Source organism: Promicromonospora kroppenstedtii (genome assembly GCF_044389675.1).
GTDB classification, from domain to species: Bacteria; Actinomycetota; Actinomycetes; order Actinomycetales; family Cellulomonadaceae; genus Promicromonospora; species Promicromonospora kroppenstedtii.
This window is the reverse complement of sequence record NZ_JBIRYI010000028.1, coordinates 1-17322: the sequence shown is the minus strand read 5'-3', so window position 1 is coordinate 17322 and position 17322 is coordinate 1. Positions and strand designations below refer to the sequence as shown.

15 protein-coding genes are annotated in these 17322 nt (G+C 73.7%); 10 read left to right on the top strand and 5 right to left on the bottom strand.

Annotation, left to right across the window (positions count from 1 at the left end):
- Positions 1-243: 243 nt before the first annotated feature.
- The 7 genes from ACH47X_RS26590 to ACH47X_RS26560 all read left to right on the top strand — a co-directional run bounded on the left by ACH47X_RS26590 (position 244) and on the right by ACH47X_RS26560 (position 8331).
- Entirely contained in the window at positions 244-453 is a 210-nt protein-coding gene (locus ACH47X_RS26590; protein ID WP_397408416.1) for a hypothetical protein, read from the top strand.
- A gap of 65 nt (positions 454-518) precedes the next feature.
- The gene (locus ACH47X_RS26585) at positions 519-3539 is read left to right on the top strand and encodes a helix-turn-helix transcriptional regulator (RefSeq protein WP_397408414.1); all 3021 of its coding nucleotides are present in this window, start codon (positions 519-521) and stop codon (positions 3537-3539) included.
- Positions 3540-3629: 90 nt separating this feature from the next.
- Positions 3630-5828, top strand: a complete 2199-nt coding sequence (locus ACH47X_RS26580) for a SpoIIE family protein phosphatase (protein ID WP_397408412.1) — start codon at positions 3630-3632, stop codon at positions 5826-5828.
- Positions 5829-5900: 72 nt separating this feature from the next.
- Positions 5901-6926, top strand: a complete 1026-nt coding sequence (locus ACH47X_RS26575; RefSeq protein ID WP_397408410.1) for a sigma-70 family RNA polymerase sigma factor — start codon at positions 5901-5903, stop codon at positions 6924-6926.
- A gap of 24 nt (positions 6927-6950) precedes the next feature.
- Entirely contained in the window at positions 6951-7412 is a 462-nt protein-coding gene (locus tag ACH47X_RS26570) for a universal stress protein (protein WP_160158951.1), read from the top strand.
- A gap of 50 nt (positions 7413-7462) precedes the next feature.
- On the top strand, positions 7463-7930 hold the full coding sequence (locus ACH47X_RS26565; protein WP_397408408.1) for a fluoride efflux transporter FluC: 468 nt from the start codon (positions 7463-7465) through the stop codon (positions 7928-7930).
- 5 nt (positions 7931-7935) lie between these two features.
- A complete protein-coding gene (locus tag ACH47X_RS26560; RefSeq protein WP_397408406.1) occupies positions 7936-8331 on the top strand; it encodes a fluoride efflux transporter FluC in 396 nt (131 codons plus the stop codon).
- Positions 8332-8381: 50 nt separating this feature from the next.
- Here ACH47X_RS26560 and ACH47X_RS26555 read toward each other — a convergent pair whose 3' ends face one another.
- On the bottom strand, positions 8382-8795 hold the full coding sequence (locus tag ACH47X_RS26555; RefSeq protein ID WP_397408404.1) for a hypothetical protein: 414 nt from the start codon (positions 8793-8795) through the stop codon (positions 8382-8384).
- Positions 8796-8948: 153 nt separating this feature from the next.
- On the opposite strand from ACH47X_RS26555, the gene ACH47X_RS26550 reads away from it, so the two are divergent.
- A complete protein-coding gene (locus tag ACH47X_RS26550; protein ID WP_397408402.1) occupies positions 8949-9881 on the top strand; it encodes a 5'-3' exonuclease in 933 nt (310 codons plus the stop codon).
- A gap of 3 nt (positions 9882-9884) precedes the next feature.
- Here ACH47X_RS26550 and ACH47X_RS26545 read toward each other — a convergent pair whose 3' ends face one another.
- Together ACH47X_RS26545 and ACH47X_RS26540 are read right to left on the bottom strand one after the other, a co-directional pair.
- Positions 9885-10637, bottom strand: coding sequence for a sirohydrochlorin chelatase (locus ACH47X_RS26545; protein WP_397408400.1), 753 nt, complete (start codon positions 10635-10637; stop codon positions 9885-9887).
- A 144-nt stretch (positions 10638-10781) separates the two neighbouring features.
- Positions 10782-13469 (bottom strand): phosphoenolpyruvate carboxylase, encoded by a 2688-nt coding sequence (locus ACH47X_RS26540; RefSeq protein WP_200835898.1) that lies wholly within the window; start codon positions 13467-13469, stop codon positions 10782-10784.
- A 95-nt stretch (positions 13470-13564) separates the two neighbouring features.
- Between ACH47X_RS26540 and ACH47X_RS26535 the strand changes: the two genes are divergently transcribed.
- Positions 13565-14497: a DNA/RNA non-specific endonuclease gene (locus tag ACH47X_RS26535; RefSeq protein ID WP_397408398.1), complete on the top strand. Its 933-nt coding sequence runs from the start codon at positions 13565-13567 to the stop codon at positions 14495-14497.
- A gap of 8 nt (positions 14498-14505) precedes the next feature.
- On the opposite strand, the gene ACH47X_RS26530 is transcribed toward ACH47X_RS26535, so the two are convergent.
- A complete protein-coding gene (locus ACH47X_RS26530; protein ID WP_397408396.1) occupies positions 14506-15951 on the bottom strand; it encodes a dihydrolipoyl dehydrogenase family protein in 1446 nt (481 codons plus the stop codon).
- 1 nt (position 15952) lies between these two features.
- Entirely contained in the window at positions 15953-16513 is a 561-nt protein-coding gene (locus ACH47X_RS26525) for a hypothetical protein (RefSeq protein WP_397408394.1), read from the bottom strand.
- Between the two features lie 141 nt (positions 16514-16654).
- Here ACH47X_RS26525 and ACH47X_RS26520 point away from each other — a divergent pair, with 141 nt between their 5' ends.
- Positions 16655-17233, top strand: a complete 579-nt coding sequence (locus tag ACH47X_RS26520; protein ID WP_397408392.1) for a TetR/AcrR family transcriptional regulator — start codon at positions 16655-16657, stop codon at positions 17231-17233.
- The last annotated feature ends 89 nt before the right edge of the window (positions 17234-17322 follow it).

Genomic DNA, 17322 nt, shown 5'->3' with positions numbered 1-17322 from the left:
CTGGAGCGAGCGGCCCTGGCGCGGCCGGCAGTGGCCCGCGCGGTGGGCGACCGGGCGGTGGGGGGGGGGGGGGGGGGGCCCCCCCCCCCCGGGGGGGGGGGGGGGGGCCCCCCCCCGGGGGGGGGGCGCCCCCCCCCCGCCCACGACTGCCCGACCTCCCGATCCGGGCTTCCGGACCTCAGGACGAGTGTGTTCCTCATCAGCCGGACGGGCACACGGCCCGCCGGGGACGCAGGAGGAATCATGTCGCTGTGGGGACCCGCGATGGACGCGGAGATCGAGTACCGCCAGGAGCGGGCCAAGGACGCCTGGCGCGCCAAGCGGCCGAGCGCGGCGGACCGCGCCGCCCGGCAGGAGAAGCGCGAGGCCCGCGCGAGCCGCACGGAGCAGATCAGGGCGGGCATCGCGGGCATGCGCCCGGCGCCCGCCGCACGGCGCGGCCTGTTCGCGTGACCGCGGTGGAGGCCGGGAAAGGGGAGAGCAGGGGGATTGTCAGTGACCGGTGGCACGATGTGCGGGTGCGAAGGTCCACGGCAATCCCCCTGGTCTCCCGGCAGGAGCAGGTCGCCTCGCTGCTGCTGGCGGTAGGGCGCGCCTCGGCCGGCCGGCCGGGCCTCGTGCTCGTCGGCGGTGACGCCGGCGTCGGCAAGACGAGGCTGATCGGTCATGTCGCTCAGGCGGCGGAACAGGCAGGGGCCAGCGCCGTCGTCGTGCACTGCGTGGACCTGGGCCAGGTGGGCATCCCCTACCTCCCGTTCACCGACGCCCTGACCCAGCTGCAGGCGGGGGCCGCAGGGCCCGACGCCGCCGCGCGGGTCACCGAGCTGGTCGCGGAGCGCCCCGCGCTGTGGCGGCTCCTGGAACCCGGCGGGGGCGGCGACGCGGACCACGACGAGCGCCTCCAGCTCTTCGAGGGCATCGCCCGTAGCCTCGCGGTCGCCGGCGTGCCGGAGCGCCCCCTCGTGCTCGTCGTCGAGGACGCGCACTGGGCAGACGCGTCGACGCGCGACGTGCTGCGCTTCCTCGCGGCCCGCGCCCGGTCCGAGAACGTCCTGCTCGTGGTGACCTACCGGGCGGACGACGTCGACCGCCGCCACCCCCTGCGCCCGTTGCTCGCCGAGCTGTCCCGGCTGGAGCACGTGGAGCGCATCGACCTGGAGCCCTTCACCGAGGACGAGCTGCGCGAGTTCACGACCGCCCTGGCGGGGAGGCCGCTGCCGGCCGCGGGGTTCGCCGACGTGCTGGACCGGTCAGAGGGCAACGCCTTCTTCGCCGAGGAGCTCCTGGACGCCGGCCCGGACTCGGCCAGCCTGCCCTGGACGCTCACCGAGGTGCTCCGCACCCGGCTCGAACGGCTGGACCCCGAGGTGCAGCAGGTGCTGCGCATCGCGTCGGTCGCCGGACGCCGGGTGAGCGAGGAGCTGCTGCGCGCCGTGGCCGCCCGCTGGGGCGCGCACGACGTGGACGCCGCGCTGCGCGAGGCCGTGACCCAGCAGGTCCTCGTGGTCTCCGGCGTCCACCTGGAGTTCCGCCACGCCCTGCTGGCCGAGGCCCTGTACGCCGACCTGCTGCCGGGCGAGCGCTCGTCGGTGCACCGCGCCTACCTCGCGGTGATCGAGCAGGCCGGACCCGACGGCACGCCGATCGGCAGCGCCGCCGAGCGCGCGCACCACGCCTACGAGGGCCACGACCTGCCCGCCGCGCTGTCCGCGTCCCGCGACGCCGCGCTGCGGGCCCGCCGGCTGCTCGCCCCGGAGGAGGAGCTGCGGCACTGGGAGCAGGTGCTGGCCCTCTGGGAGTCCGTGCCGGACGCCGAGGAGCGGCTCGGCCGCGACCGCGTCGACGTCGCGCTCTCGGCGGGCGAGGCCGCGGCGCGAGCCGGCGACCCGATGCGCGCGGTGAAGCTGACCGAACGCGCGGTCGAGGGTGTCACCGACCCGCTGCGCCGGGCCGGCCTGCGGCACGTGCTCGTGCACCGGTACCTCGACCTGCCCACGTGGGACGAGGTGCCCGGCCAGGTCGAGGCCGCGATCGAGGACCTCCGCGCGGCCCTGGAGATGCTGCCGGAGCGCAGCCCGGACCGGGTCTGGACCAACGCTCTGCTGGCCCGGGTCACGATGATCATCGACCTGGACGACGACGCCCGCGGCCACGCCCGGTGCGCCATCGAGGAGGCGCGGGCCGTCGGCCAGCCCGGAGCGCTCGCCGCCGCGCTGTCGACCCTGGCCGTGCTCGACGTGGCCGACCCCGACCGGGCGGCGGCCCTTCTCGACGAGGCCCGGACGGCGGCCACCGAGGCGGGCGACGTGCTCGCCGAGATGCGCACGCTCTACAACGCCACGGCCAACCGCTTCTACGCCGGCGAGCTGGAGGCCGCCGAGCAGCGGGTGGAGCACGCGCTCGCCCGCGCCGAGGAGCTCGGCCTGGCCTGGAGCACACCGACCGTGAACCTGCGGATCCTGCAGGAGGTCATGCTCTACTTCCGCGGCGACCTGTCGCCGCGGACCTCAGGCGGCGTGCCGGCCACGCACCGGCACGTCCTGGAGGCCACCCGGATGTACGCGGCGGTGGCGCGCGGCGACGCCGACGCCATCCCGCGTGGCGAGGCCCTCTTCGACCACTGGCAGAGCGACGGTCAGATCGCCCTCATCGGGGGAGGCAGCCTGGTCGACGCCCTGACCTGGGCCGGTCGGTACGACGACGCCGCGGCCCTCGCCGTGCGGATCACCGACCACCTCGGCGAGGTGTGGACCGAGGTGTTCCTCGGCCGCATCTGGCTGTCCGCCCTCGCGATCGCAGCCCTGGCCGACGCCGCGGAGGCGGACCGGTCCGCGGGCCGGGCGGGCGCCCCTGGCTCGGCCGCCGCCACGGCGGTGGAGGCGCGTGCAGCGACCCGGCTGGACAGCGGCGACTCCCTCCTGGCGGTCGCCCGGCAGACAGCGCAGCGCGGCCGCCCGCGCGGGGGCGTGCTCGGGCCGGAGGGGCGGGCCTGGCTGCAGCGGGCCGCCGCCGAGAACGCCCGGTTGCACGCCGTGGTGGGCAGCACGGCCGGCGCCGCGAGCGGCGACCGGCCGGCCGGTGACCTGTGGCGGGAGGCCGCCGAGAGCTGGCAGCAGACGGTCAACGCGTTCGGCTTCGGGTACCGCTACGAGGTCGCCCGTTCGCGCTACCGCTGGGCCGAGGCCCTGCTCGGCGCAGGCGAGCGGCAGGCCGCTGAGGTCGAGGCCGCCGAGGCGCTCTCGGAGGCGGAGGACATGGGAGCCAAGCCCCTGGCCGACGCCGTCCGTGCGCTCGCCCGACGCGCGCGGCTCGACCTGCCGGGGGTGCGCCGAGCGACGACCTCTACCCTCACCGAACGGGAGGAGGAGGTGCTCGGGCTGGTGGCGCAGGGGCTGTCCAACCGCCAGATCGGCGAGCGGCTGTTCATCTCGACCAAGACGGTGAGCGTGCACGTCTCCAACCTGCTGGCCAAGCTCGGCGCCTCGGGTCGCGCGGAGGCCGTGAGCCTCGCTCACCAGCGCGGTCTGCTCGAGGTATGACCGTGAAGCGGCAGGCTACCCGCCTGACGCAAAAGGGACACATCCGGTACATCTGTCGCGCACACGTCCTTCTCTCGCAATACTGATGAGATGCCGACGGACCTCCAGGCGCTGCGAGACCTCGAGCAAGTCGGTCTCGACGCCGCCACTGCGGATGAGGCCTTTGACCGGTTTGCCCGCCTGGTTCGACGGCATCTCCGGGTCCCCGCCGCCGTCGTCCACTTCGCGATTCCCGAGAGCCAGGTCCTCGCGGGAGCGTCCGGGGTCCCGGAACCGATGCAGTCCGACCGGCTGCTGCAGCACCCGGGCACGCTCACCAATGTCATCACGGCGCGCGGCGAGCCGGTCGTGACGTCAGACGCGCGGCACGATCCGACGCTCCGCGACAACTACCTGGTGCGCGAGATGGGTCTGGTCGCCCTTGCCGGCTACCCGGTGTTCGACCTGCGCGGGCGCGCGGTCGGGGCGCTGTGTGCCGTCGTCGACGAGCCGCGCGAGTGGTCGCAGGACGACCTGGACTCGCTCGCGGACCTCGCCGCGGCCTGCACCGCCGAGCTGCGCCTGCGCGCCGAGCGGGAGCGGGCACGCCGTATCCAGGAGACGGCGGTCCGGGCGAACCGCCGCAGCCGGTTCCTGCTCTCGCTGAGCGAGGCCTTCGCCAACGCGAACACGATGGACCAGGTCGAGGAGGTCATCGTGGAGGTCGGCACGGCCGGCATCGGCGCGCGGTACTGCGCGTTCGCGCTGGCCGACGCCGACGGACGCGGCATCACCTACCGGTCGCTCGTGCACGCCGAGCCGCAGTTCCCGCAGCGGCTCCGTCAGACCAAGCTCGACGAGCAGCGGCCGCTGGCCGAGGCGGCCCGCACCGGCCGGCCCCTCTTCTTCCGCACGGGCGACGAGATGTTCTCGGCGTTCCCGGGGACGGAGGAGCTCTGCGACCCGGAGGTGGGCGCCCGCGCGTACCTGCCGGTGGTGACCGCGGGCGAGGTCGTCGCCGTCATCATGCTGGCCTGGGAGCGCGACCGCGGGCCCGACCAGGACTCCTACGCGCTCCAGACAGGGCTGGCCCACTACACGGGCCACGCGCTGGAGCGCGCGCGGCTCCTGGAGGAGCGGCGCGAGTCGGCCAAGACCCTGCAGCGGGCGATGCTCAGCCGGCTGCCCGAGGTGCCGCACCTCGACATGGCGGCCACCTACTCGCCGGCCACGCGCTCCGACCAGATCGGCGGCGACTGGTACGACGCCGTAGCCGTGGACGACGACGCGACCATGTTCATGATCGGCGACGTGACCGGCCACGACATGCGGGCCGCGGCGAAGATGGGGCAGCTGCGTTCGCTGCTGCGCGCGTTCGCATGGAGCCACGACGAGTCGCCGTCGGCCCTGCTGTCGCTGCTCGACAAGGCCAACTCCGGGCTGGGGCTGCTCGCGAGCGGCACCGCCGTGGTGGCACGGCTGGAGCGGGTCGCCGGCGCGTACCAGCTCACCTGGTCCACCGCCGGGCACCCGCCGCCCCTGGTGCTCCGCGAGGACGGCACGGTCGAGCGTCTCTCGGTGCTGCCCGACATGATGCTCGGCGTGCGGCCCACCTCGAAGCGCACCGACCACGTCACCTCGCTGCGCCCCGGCGACACCCTGCTCCTGTATACGGACGGGCTCGCCGAGCAGCGCGGCACCACGCCCGACCAGTGGCTCAGCCGCCTGCAGAAGACGCTCGGCGCGCTCGGTGACACGGCCACGGCCGCGCTGCCGGTGACCCTCGTGCGCCGGCTCGCGTCGGACGACCAGCGGGACGACGTCGCCGTGCTCGCCGTGCGGGTGCGGGCGGCGGCCCCGTCGGGCCCGCCGTCGCCCGGGCGCCCCGCCACGGCGGAACGCAAGCTCGCCCCGTCCCTGTGCGACGTGGGCCCGGCCCGGATCTGGGTGGACGACGTGCTGGAGAGCTGCGGCGTGCCGATGCCCCTGCGGCGCACCGTGATGCTGCTGACGTCGGAGGTGCTGACCAACGCCGTCGACCACGGGCAGGCACCGTTCACGGCCACCGTCGAGGTGGACCTGGACCGGCTGCGGGTGGGCGTGCGCGACTCCTCGACCGTGCAGCCCGAGCTGCGCGACCCGACCGTCACCGAGTTCGGCGGGCGCGGCGTGCAGTTCCTCGAACGCCTCGCGTCCCGCTGGGGCGTGGACCGGCACGGCGGCCCGGCGCGCCCCACACACCGGAACGGACCCGCGCGCGAGGGGCGCCGGACGGGCAAGACGGTGTGGTTCGAGCTCGACCTGGGGTGAACTTGGGGTGAGGCCTTCGGCCAGGGTCGAATCCAGCGGAGCGTGTCAGTGGCTCCGCGTACGGTGTGAGCTATGGCACAGACTGCGTCACATCCCAAGCAGAGCACCGGCGAGGACCTGGCCGGGGCCGAGCTCTCGGCACAGCTCGAGGTGTACCGCCGCGAGCTGACCGGATACTGCTACCGCCTGCTGGGCGGAACCTTCGACGCCGACGACGCGGTGCAGGAGACCCTCCTGCGCGCGTGGCGCTCGTACGACCGGTTCGAGGGTCGCTCCTCGCTCCGCACCTGGCTGTACCGCATCGCCACCAACGTGTGCTTCGACCAGCTCGGTTCGAGCCGCGCCAAGCGGGAGCGCCCCATGGGCCTCGGTGCCGCCGCCGACCCCGTCGAGGAGAGCCTCACGATGGTGCTCCCCGAGTACGCGTGGGTCGAGCCGGTGCCTACCGAGCACGTGCTCCCCGGCGCGAGCGACCCGGCGGACACCGCCGTCGCGCGGGAGTCGGTGCGCCTCGCGTTCGTCGCGGCGCTCCAGCACCTGCCGGCCAAGCAGCGCGCCGTCCTGATCCTGCGCGAGGTGCTGCGCTGGCCGGCCGCCGAGGTCGCCACGCTGCTCGACACCTCGGTGGCGTCGGTGAACAGCGCGCTCCAGCGCGCCCGGGCCACGCTCGCGGAGAAGTCGCCGGACCGGTCCGGCACCTCGGAGCTCCCGGAGCACACCGCCTCGGCCGACGAGACGGAGCTGCTGGAGCGGTACGTCGCGGCGTTCGAGCGCTACGACATGACCGCGCTGGCCAACCTGCTGCGCGAGGACGCCGTGATGAACATGCCGCCGTACGCGATGTGGTTGGAGGGCATCGAGAACATCCAGGCGTGGATGACCGGGCCCGGCCACGGGTGCGAGGGTTCGCGCTGCGTGCCCATCCACGTCAACGGGACGCCGGGGTTCGCGCAGTACCGCCAGGATCCCAAGGGCGGCCATTTCCCGTGGGGCATCGTGGTGCTGGAGAACGACGGCACGCACATCACCGGCATCACCACCTTCATCGACACGGAGAAGTGGTTTCCGCGTTTCGGCCTGCCGGACCACCTCGATTGAGCGATTGGCAATACCCTCGTCAGGGTGACTGTGCGATCCGTGGTGGTCGGCGTGGACCACAAGCACCCGGAGCTGGCTCGGCGGGCAGCGTCGCTCGTCCAGTCTCTGGGTGGAAGCCTGATCGAGCTCGTGTGCGTGTGGGTCGACGAGACCGCGGTCTCGGACTCACGGGGATTCACCGTGTCGGTGGACCCCGACATCGCCGTGTCCTCGGACGCCTACGGAGCCGACGTCCTGGCGGGGCTGAACCGGGCGATGGCCGACGTCGGCCTGCCGTGGTCGGCCCTGCGCGGGGCCGGTGACCCGGCGGTCGAGCTGGGCCGGGTGGCCGACGAGGTGGAGGCGGCGATGATCGTCGTCGGCGCCCACCGCCCGGGCCTGCGCGGCTGGACGACGAACCTGGTGGGCGGGACCGTCGCCGGGCGGCTCATCCACAACCAGTCCCGCCCCGTCGTGGTGCTCCCAGAGACGATGTCTGCCCCGTGAGCGATAGGTTCTTCCCACACCTGTCGAGCGTCCATGAGGGGAACCGCCGCGTGAAGAGTGCGCCGCACCGCGACTGGCGGTACGTGGGCCTCGTCGCGCTGGGCGGTGCGGGCGGATCGGTCGCCCGGTACCTGGTGAGCATGTGGGCCGGGATCCTGCTGACGCCCCTGACCATCGCGTTCCCGGGCGCGAGCGAGACGATCCTCTGGTTCCCGGTCGGCACGCTCGTCGTGAACCTCGTCGGGGCGTTCGCCCTGGGTTACCTCCTGGAGGCCCTCGCCCGGCGCGGTCGAGAGACGGTCCGGCGCCGCAAGATCCGGCTCGGGATCGGCACGGGCGTGCTCGGCGGGTTCACCACCTACTCGGCGCTCGCCCTCGAGGTGCAGGAGCTGCTCGGCCAAGGGATGCCGTGGCTCGCGCTGCTGTACGTGACGCTCACCCTCGCGGGTGGCACGGCGACGTGCCTCAGCGGGATCGCACTGGCGAGCCGCGCGGACCGCCGTCGAGAGGGCAGGTGACACCGGTGCTCGCACTCCTCCTCGTGGCTGTCGGCGGCGGCCTGGGCGCAGCCGCCCGCTTCGTGGTCGACGGCGAGGTCCGCGCCCGGCACGACGGCGGGTTCCCGTGGGGCACGTTCGTCGTGAACGTCAGCGGCTCGTTCCTGATCGGCGCCTTCTCGACCCCGTTCCACACGCTCACCTGGTACGGCGTGTCCCCCGACGTCGCACACCTCGTGCAGTTCGCCCTGACCACCGGCCTGTGCGGTGGGTACACCACGTTCTCCACAGCCACTGTGGAATCCGTGCGCCTGGCCCGCTCCGGCAGGCTGCGGCTCGCGCTGGCGAACACGCTGGGCACGCTGCTGGTGACGGTGCTCGCGGCGGCCGCCGGCGTGGCGGCAGGCAGCCTGTTCGTCTGACCTGGCTCGGAGCGCCGCCGCGGTCGCCGTCGGCGGACGCTCCGTGTGCTTCACACCTTGACGTCGCTCACCGGTACGTCGCCGGGGTTGACCGCGCCGAGGAAGAGCCCCGCCAGGAGCGTCCACTCCTGGAGCGGCCGGCTGCCGACGAACCGCGCCGCCTCCTCCGGCGTGCGGTTCACCAACGCGATGTCGACGACGTACCAGTCGCCGCCCTCCCGCCAGACGACCGCGGCGTTGGTCCGCCGGCTCGATCCACTGATCCCGGCCCGGAGCTCGTTCCCCGGCTTCTGCGCCCGCTCGATCAACGGGTAGTCGCCGCTGTGCGCCCAGCCCGACCACGCGTGGCTCAGGGCACGCTCGAGGTCCGCCTTGTCACTGGTGACCCGCGTCGTGCCGACCGCCGCCATACCCAGGCCGAGGCCCTCGATGACCTCGGTCACCTGCTGTCCTTTGCTTGTCATGCTGGGACACTACGGGCACAACGGGTCGGAACAGACCTACAACAGCCTATTAGTTTGCATACGTCCCGCAGACGTCCCTTGGTCGAGTCACCCCGCGCGCATCTCGCGCACTCGACAGCCCGCGTGTCGGTGGGGCGTGGCAGGCTTCGCTGCATGAGCCTCATGCTCCTCGACTCCGCCTCGCTCTACTTCCGCGCGTTCTTCGGCGTGCCCGACTCCCTGCGGGCGCCCAGCGGCACACCCGTGAACGCCGTCCGCGGGCTGCTGGACACGATCGCGTGGCTCGCCACGACGCACGGTCCCGACCGCATGGTCGCGTGCTGGGACGACGACTGGCGCCCCGCCTTCCGCGTCGAGGCGATCCCCAGCTACAAGGCGCACCGCGTGGCGCAGGAGGTGCCCGGCACCACCGGCATCGAGGAGGTGCCCGAGACGCTGCTCGCACAGGTTCCGGTCATCGTGGAGGTGCTCGCCGCGCTGGGCATCGCACGGGTGGGCGTGCCCGGCTACGAGGCCGACGACGTCATCGGCACCCTGACCTCGCGCGCCGTCGCGGAGGGCGCCGGGCCGGTGGACATCGTCACGGGGGACCGTGACCTGTTCCAGCTCGTCGACGACGCCGCCGGCGTCCGCGTGCTGTACCCGGCGCGCGGCATCCGGGATCCCGACGTGGTGGACGAGGCTCGGCTGGTCGAGAGGTACGGCGTCGCCTCGGGGCAGGCCTACGCCGACATGGCGACGCTGCGGGGCGACCCGAGCGACGGCCTGCCGGGCGTGCCCGGCGTCGGCGAGAAGACCGCCGCGAAGCTGCTGGCCCAGTACGGCACACTCGCCGGGATCCTCACGGCCCGGGACTCCGGTGACAAGGGACTGACCACCACGCAGCGCCGCCGCCTGCTCGAGGCCGACGACTACCTGAAGGTCGCGCCCGTCGTGGTGCAGGTGGCGCGCGACGCGCCCCTGCCCGCGTTCGATCCCGCGGTGCCGAAGGCGCCCGCGGACCCCGAGGCGCTGGAGGCGCTCACCGCGCAGTGGGGCCTGCGGTCGAGCGTGGACCGGGTCCGGACCGCGTTCGGCTGGGCCTGAGGCTCAGCTGCCGGCGGCCGCGTCGTAGCGGTCCAGCACGACCTGGACCAGCCGCGGGTCGGGCTTGTCGGCCCCGGGGGCTCCCGCGACCGGGTCGGTCACGACGTCGGCGCCGGCCTCCAGCACCCGGTCCAGGAAGTAGCCGGGCGCCAGGAGGTAGGACACGACGATGACGCGCCCGGTGCCTGCCGCGCGGGCGGCCGCCACCGCGTCGGGGACGCGCGGCTCGGCGCCGGCACCGTACGACGGCGTGACGGCGCGACCCAGGCGCTGGGCCAGCGCGCTGGTGACCTCCTCGACGGCGGTCGCGGCAGCGGCCACCGACGAGCCGGCGGCGGCGAGCACCACGGCGTCGTCCGGCCGGAACGGGCCGTGCGCCGCCTCGGCGGCGGCATAGCGGTCGGCCAGGATGTCGACGAGCAGCGGGTGCGGGCCGAGCGGATCGGCGGCGACCGCGCTGCCCTCGGCGGTCTCGTTGACGGCGGCGACGGCCTGCGCGATGTCGTGCCGCACGTGGTACCCCGTGGACAGCAGCACCGGCACGACGACGGCGTCCGGCGCGCCGTCGGAACCGGCAGCATCACGCACCGCCTCGGCGAGGACGTCCCCGACCTCCGGCTGTTGCACGTCGACGAACGCCTCGCGGACGTCGAGCCCGGGCCGGGCGACACGCACGCCGTCGAGCAGCGCGCGCACGGCGGCCTGTCCTGCCGGGTCGTCGGTCCCGTGGGACGTGCCGATCAGGGTCGCGCTCATGCTCTCTCCCATTGCTCCTCACACATCACGAGCCCCGCTGACTTCGGTCGGTTGCCCTGAGACCGGTCAGTCAATTGACCGGTCTCAGGGCAACCGACCGAAGTCGGACCGTCAGCCCACCAACCACTCAGGCAGCCAGCCAGCTCACCCGGTGTTCTGCAGGCCCGCCGACACCCCGTTGACCGTCAGCAGCAGCAGGTGCTGCAGCCGGCCCTTGTAGTCGCCGTCGACCGCCGAGCCGCCGTCGGCCCCCGTGCGCAACCCGCGCAGCGCGCGGACCTGCAGCAGCGACAGTGCGTCCACGTAGGGCGAGCGGAGCTGCACGGCGCGGCCGAGCACGCGCTTGGACGCGAGCGGCCACTCGTTGCCGCTGATCTTCAGCACCCACTCACGGGTGAGCCGCAGCTCGTCGAGCACCATCTGGGCCAGGTCGTCCCGGTCGCCGAGCGCGAGGTACTGCGCGGCGATGCGCTCGTCGGTCTTGGCGAGCGACATCTCCACGTTGTCGAGCATCGTGGCGAACAGCGGCCACTCGGCGCGCGCGGCGCGCAGCAGCTCGACGTCGCCGGCCGTGGCCAGCGCCGTGCCCAGGCCGAACCAGCCCGCGAGGTTGATGCGGGCCTGCGACCAGGAGAACACCCACGGGATGGCGCGCAGGTCGTCGAGCGAGTTGACCGACAGACCACGCTTGGCGGGCCGCGACCCGATGGGCAGCAGGCCGACCTCCTCCAGCGGCGTGACCTGGGCGAACCACTGCGGGAACCCGTCGGCCTTCACCAGCTCGTGGAAGCGGGCACGGGACGTCGCGTCGAGCTCGCCGGCCAGCTCGGCGAACTTGGCCGTCGCGCTCTCGTTGACCGCCTCGACCGACGGCGCGGACGCCAGCAGCGTGGCCGCCGCGACCTGCTCGATGTGCCGGGACGCGATGACCGGGTCGCCGTACCGGGCCAGGATGACCTCGCCCTGCTCGGTCAGCTTGAACCGGCCGTCCACCGAGTGCGGCGGCTGGGCCAGCACCGCGCGGTTGGCCGGGCCGCCGCCACGCCCGAGGGCGCCGCCACGGCCGTGGAACAGCGTGAGCTTGAGGTCGTTGGACCGCGCCCACTCGGCGATGCGCGACTGTGCGTCGTGCAGCGCCAGCGTCGCGGCCACGGGGCCGACGTCCTTGGACGAGTCCGAGTAGCCGAGCATGACCTCGACGCGACGGCCGTTCTCGGCCAGGCGCTTCTGCACCGCGGGCAGCGTGAGCATCGAGTCGAGAATCGGCACGGAGTTCTGCAGGTCGGCGAAGGTCTCGAACAGCGGGATCGCGTCGATCACGGGCGCGCCGTCGGGGTCGTCCGCGAAGGCGTAGGAGGCCAGCTCGTAGACGGCGGCGAGGTGCTCCGGCGCCTGCGTGAACGACACGATGTAGCGGCGGGCGGCCCGCTCGCCGAACCGGCTCTGGATCGCGCCGAGGGCGCGGTAGGTGTCGAGCACCTCGCGGGTCTTGTCCCCGAGGGCGCCGTCCAGCCCGAGCTCGCGGATCTCGGCGAGCGCGGCGGCGTGCACCTGCGAGTGCTGCCGCACCTCGAGCTCGGCCAGGTGGAACCCGAAGGTCTGCACCTGCCAGACCAGCCGCTGCAGGTCGCCGTACGCGGCACGCGCCGCGCCGGTCGCGACCAGCGAGTCCTGGACCACGAGCAGGTCGGCCTCGAGCTGCTCGGCGTTCGCGTACGCCAGGTCGGCGTCGCGCGACCGGGTCGCGGCGACCCGCTCCGCGATCGCGAGCATGACCGCGCGGTGCGGCTCGTTCGGCGACGCCTCCTCGGCACGCCGGGCGACGTCGGCGGAGAGCAGCCGGATGCGCCGCCACAGGGCATTCAGGTCCGACGACGGCGTGGTGCCCTCGGCGTCGAGCGTGAGCTTGCGTCCGGTCTCGACCGCGAGGCGCTCCAGTGCCGTGAGCGCGTGCTCCGCGGCCAGGGTCGCGGCCTGCCGCGTCACCTCGGCGGTGACGTTCGGGTTGCCGTCGCGGTCGCCGCCGATCCAGGTGCCGAGCTTGACGAACGGCTTGGCCACGGGGGCCACGCGGCCGGCGTCCTCGGCCAGGAGCCAGTCGTCGAGGCGGCGGTACACGTCACCGAAGACGTCGACGAGCACGGCGTCGAACACGCCCATGACCGTCTTGACCTCGTCGATCACGGACGGCTTGCTGGTCCGCACGGGCGCCGTGCGCCACATGGTGTCGATCTCGGCGAGGATCTGCCGCTCATTCTCGGCGAGGGTCACGCCGCCGAGCCGGCGGGTGTCGCGCTCGGCCAGGTGGTCCGAGATCCGGCGGATGGTCCCGCTGATGGCCCGACGGCGGGCCTCGGTCGGGTGCGCCGTGAGCACGGGCCGGAACTCCAGCTCGCCGAGCCGCCGCAGCGCCTCGTCGCGACCCACCTCCTCGGTGAGCCGGGCGAACGCCGCGGGGATCGTGTCCTCCAGGACGGCAGGGCCCGTGGTCGTCTCGGCCTCACGGGCGCGCAGCACGCGCACCCGGTGGTACTCCTCCGCGAGGTTCGCGAGGTGGAAGTAGCAGGTGAACGCGCGGGCGACCTGTTCGGCGCGCTCCACGGAGAAGGACGCGACGACATCGGCGGCCTCGTCCAGCGCGTGGGGCGACGGGTCGCCGTAGGCACGGATCGTCAGCTCGCGCAGACGTTCGACGTCGTCCAGCAGATCCTGGCCTCCGTCCTCGCGCAGGATCCTGCCGAGGAGGCCGCCGAGCAGGCGCACGTCCTCGCGCAACGGGTCAGGTACCTCGTGCCGGGCATTGCCGCGGACGGTCTGAGTTGATTCACTCACGGGCTAGAGCCTAGGCCGAGATTGCCATCCGACGTCCAACCCGTCCGATTGTTGGTCTGGCCATGACCTGGCCTGCTCTGGTTGGCTGTCTGCCCGTGACCGGTTATGACGCTCAGTTCCTCGGCTTCGGCGTCCCGCTCCCCGTCTCCCCGGTCGAGTTGCGCGTGCTCGACTACACCCACTTCTCCGTGCTGCTGCACCCGGGCCGACGGCTCGCCGCGGCCACGGCCTGTACCGTCGACGGCTCCACGCTCCAGGCGCTGCGCCGGTCCGGCCGCTGGCGGCTGGACGGCCGCGTCCCGAGCGCCGAGCAGTCCGGCGCCGAGCTGTACGCGGGCAACCCGCTCGACCGCGGGCACCTGGTCCGCCGGCTCGACCCGGTCTGGGGCGACGCCGAGACCGCCGCGCGGGCGAACCACGACACGTTCACCTACACGAACGCGGCCCCGCAGGTGAACAGGTTCAACCAGTCGAAGGAGCTCTGGAACGGGCTGGAGGACCACGTGCTGCGGTACGCGGCCGCTCACGACCACCGCCTGGCGGTCCAGACCGGACCGGTCTTCGCGGCGGACGACCCGCTCTACCGCGGCGTCCGCATCCCCCGCCTGTTCTGGAAGGTCGTCGCGTGGGTGGGCCCGGGCCCGGCGCCCGACGGCACCGCACCGGACGGGTCCTCGGGCGACGCCCGGCCCCGAGTGCTCCAGGCGACCGGGTTCGTGCTGGACCAGACGCCCCAGCTCGACGACGCCAAGCTCTACGAGATCACCGCGCAGGCCCTGGCCCGGGACGACATCCCGCCGCTCGGCCCGTTCCGCACCTACCAGGTACCGGTGCGCGACGTCGCGGCGCTGACCCGCCTGGACCTGGGGCCGCTGCCCGGCGCCGACGTGCTCACGGCACCGCCGCCGGCCCGCCCGGCCGGGCCGGCGGGCACCCGGCCCACGGACATCACGATCCACCGGCTCCCCCGGGCCCGGGCGTGGTCGGAGATCCGCACCCCCGACCAGATCGCCCTGCCCGGCCGCTGAGGAGTCGCCTACGCCGTCCGGCCGTAGGTCTCGAGGAGGCGGAGCCAGACCTCGCTGACGGTGGGGTAGGCGGGGACGGCGTGCCACAGCCGGTCGACCGGCACCTCGCCGGCGATCGCGATGGTCGCCGCGTGGAGCAGCTCGGCGACGTCGGGACCCACCGCAGTGAAGCCGACGACCACGCGCCGGTCCTCGTCGACCACCATGGCGGCCCGGCCCGTGTACCCGTCGGCGTGCAGCGACGCGCCGGCCACGGCTCCCAGGTCGTACTCGACCGAGCGGATGCGCAGCCCGGCCGCCTCGGCACCGGCCGCGGTGTACCCGACGCTCGCGATCTCGGGGTCGGTGAAGACCACCTGCGGCACGGCCCGCTCGTCGGCCGTGGCCGCGTGCCGGCCCCAGGGGGCGTCGTCCACCGGGGCCCCGGTCGCGCGGGCCACGATCGTGTCGCCCACGGCACGGGCCTGGTACTTGCCCTGGTGGGTCAGCAGGACGCGCCGGTTGACGTCGCCCGCGGCGTACAGCCAGCCGTCGCCGACCGGCACGCCGTCGCCGCCGAGCACCCGCAGGGTGCCGTCGACCGCGAGCCAGTCGCCCGGCATGAGCCCCACGGTCTCCAGGCCCAGGTCGTCCGTGCTCGGCTTGCGGCCGGTCGCGACCAGCACCTCGTCGGCGGTGAGGTCGGTACCGTCCGCGAGCGCGACGTGCACCGTGCCCTCGTCGTCGCGGTGGACCTCCACGGGCTGCGTGTTCAGGTGCAGCACCACGCCCTGCGCCTTGAGCGACTCCGCCACGAGCTCGCTCGCGAACGGCTCGGCGGCGGGCAGCAGCCCGTCGCGGGCGACCATCGTGACCTGAGCACCCAGGGCCGCGTAGGCGGTGGCCATCTCGGCGCCGACCACGCCGCCGCCGATGACGGCGAGCCGTCCCGGAACCGCCTGGGCGGACGCCGCCTCCCGGCTGGTCCACGGGGCGGCGTCGGCCAGCCCGGGGATCGCGGGCAGGCGCGCGCTGCTGCCGGTCGCGACGACCACGGCGTGCCGGGCGGTCAGCACGGTCGTGCCGCCGTCGGCGTCGGTCACCTCTACGGTGCGGGCGGCGCTGAGCCGCCCGGCCCCGCGGAACAGGGAGATCCCGGCCCCGGTGAGCCAGTCGACCTGGCCGTCGTCGTGCCAGTGGGACGCGAACTCGTCGCGGCGCGCGAACACGGCGGCGGGGTCGAGCTCACCGGTCACCGCGGCGCCGGCGCCTGGCAGGCTCCGGGCCGCGCGCAGCGCGGCGGCGTCGCGCAGCAGGGCCTTGGTGGGCATGCAGGCCCAGTACGAGCACTCCCCGCCCACGAGCTCGCGCTCCACGATCGCGGCGGTCAGGCCGCCCTGGACCACCCGGTCGGCGACGTTCTCGCCGACGGGTCCTGCACCGATGACGACGACGTCGAAGGTGGTCTCGCTCATGTCAGCTCTCCTTCTTGGCAACGCGGTGCAGGCGGAACGCCGAGACCAGGAAGAAGATTCCGCCGAGCGTGGCGTACCCGGCCAGCGAGGTCAGGGCCGCGTTCGGGCCGCCGGCCATCATGAAGAACCCCGTGCCCGCGAAGACCGAGATGCCGCCGCTCAGGATCATGGGCCACTGGCCACCGAGCCGGTAGCGGCCGACCGCGACGATCAGCTGCACGATGCCGGCGGTGATCGCCCAGACGCCCCAGACCCGCAGGACGGCGGGGATGCCCGACGTGACGGCGACCCCCAGGCCGATGGCGGTCGCGAGGCTCAAGGCCATGTTGAAGTACAGGCCCACCGTGGGGCGCGCGGCCTTCGAGGACCGGAAGTCGACCACGGCGGCCGCGACGTCGAACAGCGGGTAGAGCACGAGCAGCCCGATCGTGAGCGGGCTCAGGCTCCCGCCGACGGCGAACAGCAGGGCCGCCCAGACGACGGCGAAGCCGAACCGGACGAAGTACAGGTTCCGCAGCGCGGTCGCGGTGGTCGCTGCGGATGCTTCCACGGTGGTGGACATGGACGTTTCCTCTCGGATGGCGGCCGCGGGAATCGATCCGCGCGGCCATTTGTCTAGGTAGACTGACTAGTAACTCTACCGATCGAGACAGTACACATCCAGGGCCGTCGGGCGCAAGGGGACGAGGAAAAGGGGACACGTATGATCGCGACCGTGCGCGGATCCATGTCAGACCGCCTGATCGAGGCGGCGAACGAGCTCTTCTACGCGCACGGCCTCCGTGCCGTGAGCGTGGACAAGGTGATCGAGCGCGCCGGCACCACGAAGGTGACCTTCTACCGGCACTTCCAGAGCAAGGACGACCTCGTGGTCGCCTACCTGGAGCACCGCGCGGCGCAGGAGCGCGACGGGGTCGACGCGGCCATCGCCCACGGCGACGGCGACGTGGACGCCACGCTGCGCCTGATGGCCGACCACACCGGCGCGATGGCCTGCGCACCCGACTTCCGCGGGTGCCCCTTCATCAACGCCGCGGCGGAGTACCCCGATCCGGCCAGCCCCGTGCGCAAGGTCGTCGACGGGCACCGCGCCTGGTGGGTGAGCGCTTTCGTGCGCCTCGTCGCCCCGCTCGGGCTCGCCGAGCCGGGCGCCGTCGCGGAGGACCTCATGCTGCTGCGCGACGGCGTCATGGTCGCCGGCTACCTCGGCGACCCGTCCCGGGTCGGGGCCTCGTTCCTGCGCAGCTGCCGGGCCGTCGTCAGCGGGGCCGCCCGCGCCTAGGTGTACTGAGCCGTCAGGTTGGTGACACTCGGGCTGCGGGTGGGCGTCCGTGGCTGGAGTGGATGCGTTCAGTGTTGTAGTGCTCGATC